This window comes from uncultured Bacteroides sp. (genome assembly GCF_949298305.1).
In the GTDB taxonomy this organism is placed as follows: Bacteria; Bacteroidota; Bacteroidia; order Bacteroidales; family Bacteroidaceae; genus Bacteroides.
In genome coordinates this window covers 1-6,468 of sequence record NZ_CASFWU010000124.1, presented here as the reverse complement: position 1 = coordinate 6,468, position 6,468 = coordinate 1, and the positions used below count along the sequence as shown (strand labels likewise).

The window sequence follows — 6,468 nt, the reverse complement described above, 5'->3', positions numbered from 1 at the left end:
TTTTCCATTGGTTATGTCCGTCAGAAGATAGCTCCGCTTACCGGACTTAATTCGTGGATGGTAGGGGCTTCTTTCCCCATTCTCTTTTTCCCTCAGCGGAGCCGTGCCAGACAGGCGCGCATCGCTATGCAGGCAGCAGGTTGGGAGGCAGAGGCCAATCGGCAGCAACTGTCCAATAAAGTAAGCGAACTGCAAAGCCAGCTTGCCCGTCAGCGCGAACGTCTGACTTATTATCAGCAGGCAGCTATCAAGGAAGCTGAAGCTTTACAGCAAAGTGCAACCCAAAAGTTTCAGGAGAATGAAACCGATATCAGCGAATTCATTCAAAGCCTGAATACTGTCCGCGAAATCAAGCGCGGGTATATCGAAACGGTCTATGCCTACAACGTTACCTTATTAGAATTGGAACTTTACACTGAATAAGACGGTGGTTCCTGAGTCCAAGAATTTATCACAAAAAACGAACATTAGAAAAAATGAATAAGATGAACCTGATGAAACAACGAATGATTTACCTGATGCTTGCCTTGCTGGCAGCATCGTGTTCAAATCCCTCTGCCCGGCAGACTGAATCAGCAAACGCTACAGAGACGGTAGAGCAAGCCGGTTCGGACACCACACAGACGCCCGAAGTAGACGGCATAAGCGGTGCTACCAACGTGGCCAATCCACCGTCGTTCAACGGTGTTATTGTCATGCCTCCGCAGAGTCATGTGACTGTTACGCTGAGTATGGGCGGTTCGGTACACGACATCCGTGTCCTGCCGGGCGAGTCTGTACGCAAGGGAGAACTCCTGCTGACTTTGGCCAATCCGGACTTTATCGAGCTTCAGCAATCCTATCTCGATGCTGCTGCCCAGACCGAATATCTGAAGAAAGAATACGAGCGTCAGCAGAAACTTGTTTCCGGCGAATCGGCTTCCTTGAAACGTATGCAGCAAAGCAAGGCCGACTATCTGTCCATGAAAAGCCGTATGGAGGCTGCTGCCGCACAACTTACTCTGCTGGGTACAGATACTGTAGCAGTGACTCGCGACGGCATTCGCACCTATCTGGAAGTACGTGCTCCGCGCAACGGCTACGTAACCAACATGAATGTCAATGCAGGCAAGTATTTCGCTGCCGGCGAACCTGTCTGTGACGTGATTGACAAGAGCAACCCCATGTTGCAGCTTACGGCTTACGAAAAAGACCTGGACAAACTGTTGCCCGGCAGTCGCTTTTCGTTCAAGGTCAATGGCATGCAGGATACGACGTTCACAGCCGAACTTGTTTCGGTAGATCAGATGGTGGACAATGTCAACCGTTCCATCAAAGTCTATGCACGCATCATGCAGGCTTGTCCGGATTTCCGGCCGGGAATGTATGTGGCAGCCAGAATTATGGATAAAAAACACTAACTTTGCCGCATGAAGTTGTTGCGCATCCATAAGAAGTTTCTGCTGATGTTGAACGCCATTTCTATTATAGTGGCGTTCCTCATGCACTTGCCCGAACTGATAGCGCTGTCCGATCCCGTATCGGGCAGCCGTCTGTTTCCGGATATTCATTGGCTCAATGTCTGTTACGAAATACTGTTTACATATTTCTCCATATTGCTGTTGTTCATCATCAATGTCAGAATCATGATGTCCGGCAGTCTGGCTACAGCATTGAGCTGGAAAAGGGTAACGGTGAGTTTTGTGGTCACACTGGTTGTATGCAATCTGTTGGGAAAGGGCTTTGTCTATGCCCACCAGCACTTCGGCATACCGGCCATCACCGCCATGCTCCATCATTATCTGCATCCGTTGAGGGACATCCTGATAGCCTGCATTGTGACCGGTACCTGCTATCTGGACTACCAGAACCGGCGTAGCCGCAAGATGCTGCTCGAAAACGAGCAGTTGCGTACGGAGAACCTTGTCAACCAATACGAGGCTTTGAAAAGCCAGCTGAATCCGCACATGCTTTTCAACTCGCTCAACACCCTGTATTCGCTGATACGGGAATCGCCGGACAAGGCTCAGAATTATCTTCAGGAACTGTCGCGGGTCATGCGCTACACGCTGCACGACAATCTGTCGCATACGGTCACTCTGAATGAAGAGATGTTTTTTGTACGTTCGTACATATACCTTTTGCAGATGCGCTACGAGGACAATCTGCATTTCAATATAGTTATCCCGCAGGAACTGTTGCAGCGGGAGGTGCCGCCAATGGCAGTACAGATGCTGGTGGAAAATGCGGTGAAGCACAACGAAATCAGCCGGCGGAATCCGTTAACGATCAGCATCCGGGCGAATGGCAATGAACTGTACGTCACGAACCGCATACAGCCCAAACTGTCAAGCGGTAGCAGCACATGCATCGGACTGGCCAATCTGTCCAAACGTTACCGGCTGCTTTTCGGGAAAGACATTACCATCGAAGAAAGCAACAACGACTTTAAAGTAACCCTGCCACTGATATGAGGACACTGATTATAGAAGACGAAAAGGCCGCCCTTCGCAACCTGAAAGCGGCCATGCAAGAGGTGGATACCGATTTCGATATTGTAGGCGAGACGGATAGTGTGGCCGATACATTGGAGTGGTTTGCCAGCCACTCCATGCCCGAACTGGTATTTATGGATATCCACCTGGCAGACGGGTCGGCTTTCGGCATCTTCGAGCAGGTTGACATCACCTGTCCCATCATCTTTACCACCGCCTACGATGAATATGCCTTGCAGGCTTTCCGCGTGAACAGCATCGCCTACCTGCTGAAACCCATCAGCAGTGCCGACCTGCAAATGGCCATCGACAAGCTGAAAATCCTTGGAGGCTCAAATCGGGAGAAGACTAAGACAGATCTTCAGGCCGTCATGCACGCCCTGAAGCGGGAAGAAGGATATAAGACTCACTTTCTGGTTCCCGTGAAAGGAGACCGTTTCGTGCCGGTCAGTGTAGAACAAATCTCTTATTTCTACATCAGCGATGGAGTGGTCAAGGCGGTTCTCCAGTCTTCCGAGACTTTTATTTTCCAACAGACGCTCGATGAATTGGCCGAGCTGCTGAATCCACGCCAGTTCTTCCGGGCCAACCGTCAGTACATCATTGCCCACAAAGCCGTCGTGGGCGTCAGCCTGTGGTTTGGCGGGCGGATGGTTCTTCAGCTCACGCCTCCTACCGACGAAAAAGTCATCATCAGCAAAGCACGTGTGCCGGCTTTCAGGGAATGGTTCTAATATTCGGGACAAAACAATGTTTTTTCGCGACGATTGCCTACCTTTGCCACAAACAACCAACCGAAAAAATATTTGTATGAAACCAACTAACCTTTTACTTATGTCAGCAATGATGACACTGGCTTCGTGCGGAACTCCGAACGGAACGGCACAAGCGGAAGGCGGCGACGTGATAGGCCGCTCAGACATACGCATCGAGAACCGCCGCATGACCCCCGAAGCCCTCTGGGCCATGGGACGCATCGGTAGCGTAACCCCCTCTCCCGACGCAAAACAAGTAGCCTACACGGTCAGCTACTACAGCGTGCCGCAGAACAAGAGCAACACCGAACTGTTTGTAATGAACGCCGACGGCAGCGCCAACACGCAGATTACCCACAGCAAATGGCACGAAAACCAACCTGCGTGGATTAAGGGAGGTTCCAAACTGGCCTACCTGAGCAACGAAAGCGGTTCAAGCCAAGTATGGGAAATGAATCCCGACGGCACGGAACGCCGCCAACTGACCAACTACGAAGGTGACATTGAGGGATTCGCCTTCAGCCCCGACGAAAAGAAACTGCTCTTCATCGCCCAAATAAAGACGGTACAAAGCACCCAAGACAAATATCCGGACCTGGACAAGACAACGGGCATCATCGTGGACGACCTGATGTACAAGCATTGGGATGAATGGGTAACTACCGCCCCCCATCCGTTCGTGGCCGACTTTGACGGCTCGGCCATCAGCAACACGACGGACATCCTTGAAGGCCAACCCTACGAAAGCCCCATGAAACCTTGGGGAGGCATCGAACAACTGGCTTGGAGCCCAGACGGCAAGGAAGTGGCCTACACCTGCCGCAAAAAAACGGGACTGGAGTATGCCGTGTCCACCAACTCGGACATCTACATCTATGACCTGGCCAGCAGGCAGACCCGCAACATCACCGAGGGAAACCTGGGCTATGACACCAACCCGCAGTACTCGCCCGACGGCCGCTACATAGCCTGGCAGAGCATGGAGCACGACGGCTACGAGTCCGATTGGAACCGCCTCTTCATCATGGACCGCCAGACGGGCGAGAAGCAGTTCCTCAGCCAGGCCTATCCCTCCAACGTGGATTCCTTCCTGTGGGACGACGACTCGCAGGGCATCTACTTCCTGGGCGTTTGGCACGGCGAGGAGCAGATTTACTACATCGCCCTCAGCCAGCCCGAACAGGTGGTACAGCTCACCGAAGGCATGCACGACTACGGCTCCATCGCCCTCTGCGGCAACAAGCTGATGCCCACCCGCCACTCCATGAGCATGGCCGACGAAATCTATGCCGTAGACAAGAGCCGCCAAGGCGAAGCCTACGCGCAGGCCACCCAGCTCACCACCGAAAACAAGCACATCTATGACCAACTGGACATGGGCCGCGTGGAAGGCCGCTGGATGAAGACCACCGACGGCAAGCAGATGCTGACGTGGGTCATCTATCCGCCCCAGTTCGACCCCAACAAGAAATACCCCGCCCTACTCTTCTGTGAAGGCGGCCCGCAAAGCCCCGTCAGCCAGTTCTGGAGCTACCGATGGAACATGCAAATCATGGCTGCCAACGGCTACATCGTCGTAGCACCCAACCGCCGCGGCCTGCCCGGATTCGGCACGGAATGGAACGAAGCCATCAGCGGCGACTACGGCGGCCAGTGCATGAAGGACTACTTCACCGCCATCGACGAGATGTGCAAAGAACCGTTTGTCGACCGCGACCGCCTGGGATGCGTGGGCGCCAGCTTCGGTGGATTCTCGGTGTACTGGCTGGCCGGACACCACGACAAGCGCTTCAAGGCCTTCATAGCCCACGACGGCATCTTCAACATGGAGATGCAGTACCTGGAGACCGAAGAGAAATGGTTTGCCAACTGGGACATGGGCGGCGCCTACTGGGAGAAGGACAACGCCACGGCCCAACGCACCTTTGCCAACTCGCCGCATAAGTTCGTAGACAAGTGGGACACCCCCATCCTCTGCATCCACGGCGAAAAGGACTACCGCATCCTGGCCAACCAGGCCATGGCCGCCTTCGATGCAGCCAAGATGCGCGGCGTGCCCGCCCAACTGCTCATCTTCCCCGACGAGAACCACTGGGTGCTGAAGCCGCAGAACGGCGTGCTGTGGCAGCGCGTGTTCTTCGAATGGCTGGACAAGTGGCTGAAGTAGAAAGGTTTATACAACCATTCGAATAATCTTAAGATATTGCTATTTTGTTTTAGATACTAAGTATTTTCAAATTTTGGATTTACCGAAACTTGCAGGAATTAAAGGAGTTAGAAGGAGTTATTACCGATTTTGGACACACTGAGGAGTTAAAGCCCATAGCTTTGTTTATACCGTAATCCCATTGATTAAAATATCGGCTTAACTCCCTAACTACCTAAAAATTCGAAGAATCAGAGATTTTAGCAAGTCTTATAACAATTACATATGGGAAAACCCGCTGGCGGAATTAAATTAGCGCATATTTAATTCTACCAATAGGTTTTTTGTTTTTTATAGGGGTCTTTCGGAATTTTGAGTGATAAGTTCTCCATAGAAAAAATGGAACTACCAGAAGCGATGTTATTCCCCTCTTTTACTTTGTCGGAAGATGCGGCCGAACAGAGCCGGCGTCCTATTCCGGTGGTGTGAAAGTGTTTTCGCAGCAGTTTGTCCGGAGGCCTTGAGACCGTGCCAGATTTACTTCCAAAGGCAATCTGTCCTAATTCCTGAGAAAGTACATTTTCTTGACAATAGAGAGTAAGCCTCACTTTACTTATATTCTCCCTCCTGAAAAAGGGTTTAAACCCTGAGAGACCTATGTTTGAAACATAAGGGGGCTATGTTTCAAACATAAGCCCCTTGGATTTCAAACCTTCCTATTGCAGCCTTAATATGATTCAAGGAACCTCTTACTGGAAGAAACAGTCAGAATTGTAATTTTACCTTACATTTTTCATTTGCCTATCTGGATGAGCATATTTATTTAACTCAAGTCTGCAAATGCGAATCTGAGTTACCTTACATGCAGAAGACACAAGTAAAAGTATGGAAGAGAACAGTCGATAGATTCAGAAATAAATGGTATTTTCTGGCTATTTGCATTACATGATTGTCGTATCACTCGAAATGCCGGATGAACCTTTTATAGTTAATATACTTAAGTTTCGCAAGTTTATTAATCGATTGTAGTTAAGGAGTAAAGAAGTTAAGGAGTTAAGCCAATGCCTTTGTGAAAAGGATACCGACCATACAC

General features: G+C 50.7%; 5 protein-coding genes. All 5 read left to right on the top strand.

Annotation, left to right across the window (positions count from 1 at the left end):
* A partial coding sequence (locus Q1Y74_RS13025) for a TolC family protein (protein WP_300814732.1) occupies positions 1–423 on the top strand: 423 nt, incomplete at its 5' end.
* Between the two features lie 53 nt (positions 424–476).
* On the top strand, positions 477–1,400 hold the full coding sequence (locus tag Q1Y74_RS13020; RefSeq protein ID WP_300814731.1) for an efflux RND transporter periplasmic adaptor subunit: 924 nt from the start codon (positions 477–479) through the stop codon (positions 1,398–1,400).
* A 9-nt stretch (positions 1,401–1,409) separates the two neighbouring features.
* Positions 1,410–2,453 carry a histidine kinase gene (locus tag Q1Y74_RS13015; protein WP_300814730.1) on the top strand — a complete coding sequence of 348 codons (1,044 nt, stop codon included), beginning with the start codon at positions 1,410–1,412 and terminating at the stop codon, positions 2,451–2,453.
* Positions 2,450–3,208, top strand: a complete 759-nt coding sequence (locus Q1Y74_RS13010) for a LytTR family DNA-binding domain-containing protein (RefSeq protein ID WP_300814729.1) — start codon at positions 2,450–2,452, stop codon at positions 3,206–3,208. The genes Q1Y74_RS13015 and Q1Y74_RS13010 overlap by 4 nt, the downstream gene beginning before the upstream one ends.
* A 76-nt stretch (positions 3,209–3,284) precedes the next feature.
* Positions 3,285–5,396, top strand: coding sequence for a S9 family peptidase (locus Q1Y74_RS13005; RefSeq protein ID WP_300814728.1), 2,112 nt, complete (start codon positions 3,285–3,287; stop codon positions 5,394–5,396).
* The last annotated feature ends 1,072 nt before the right edge of the window (positions 5,397–6,468 follow it).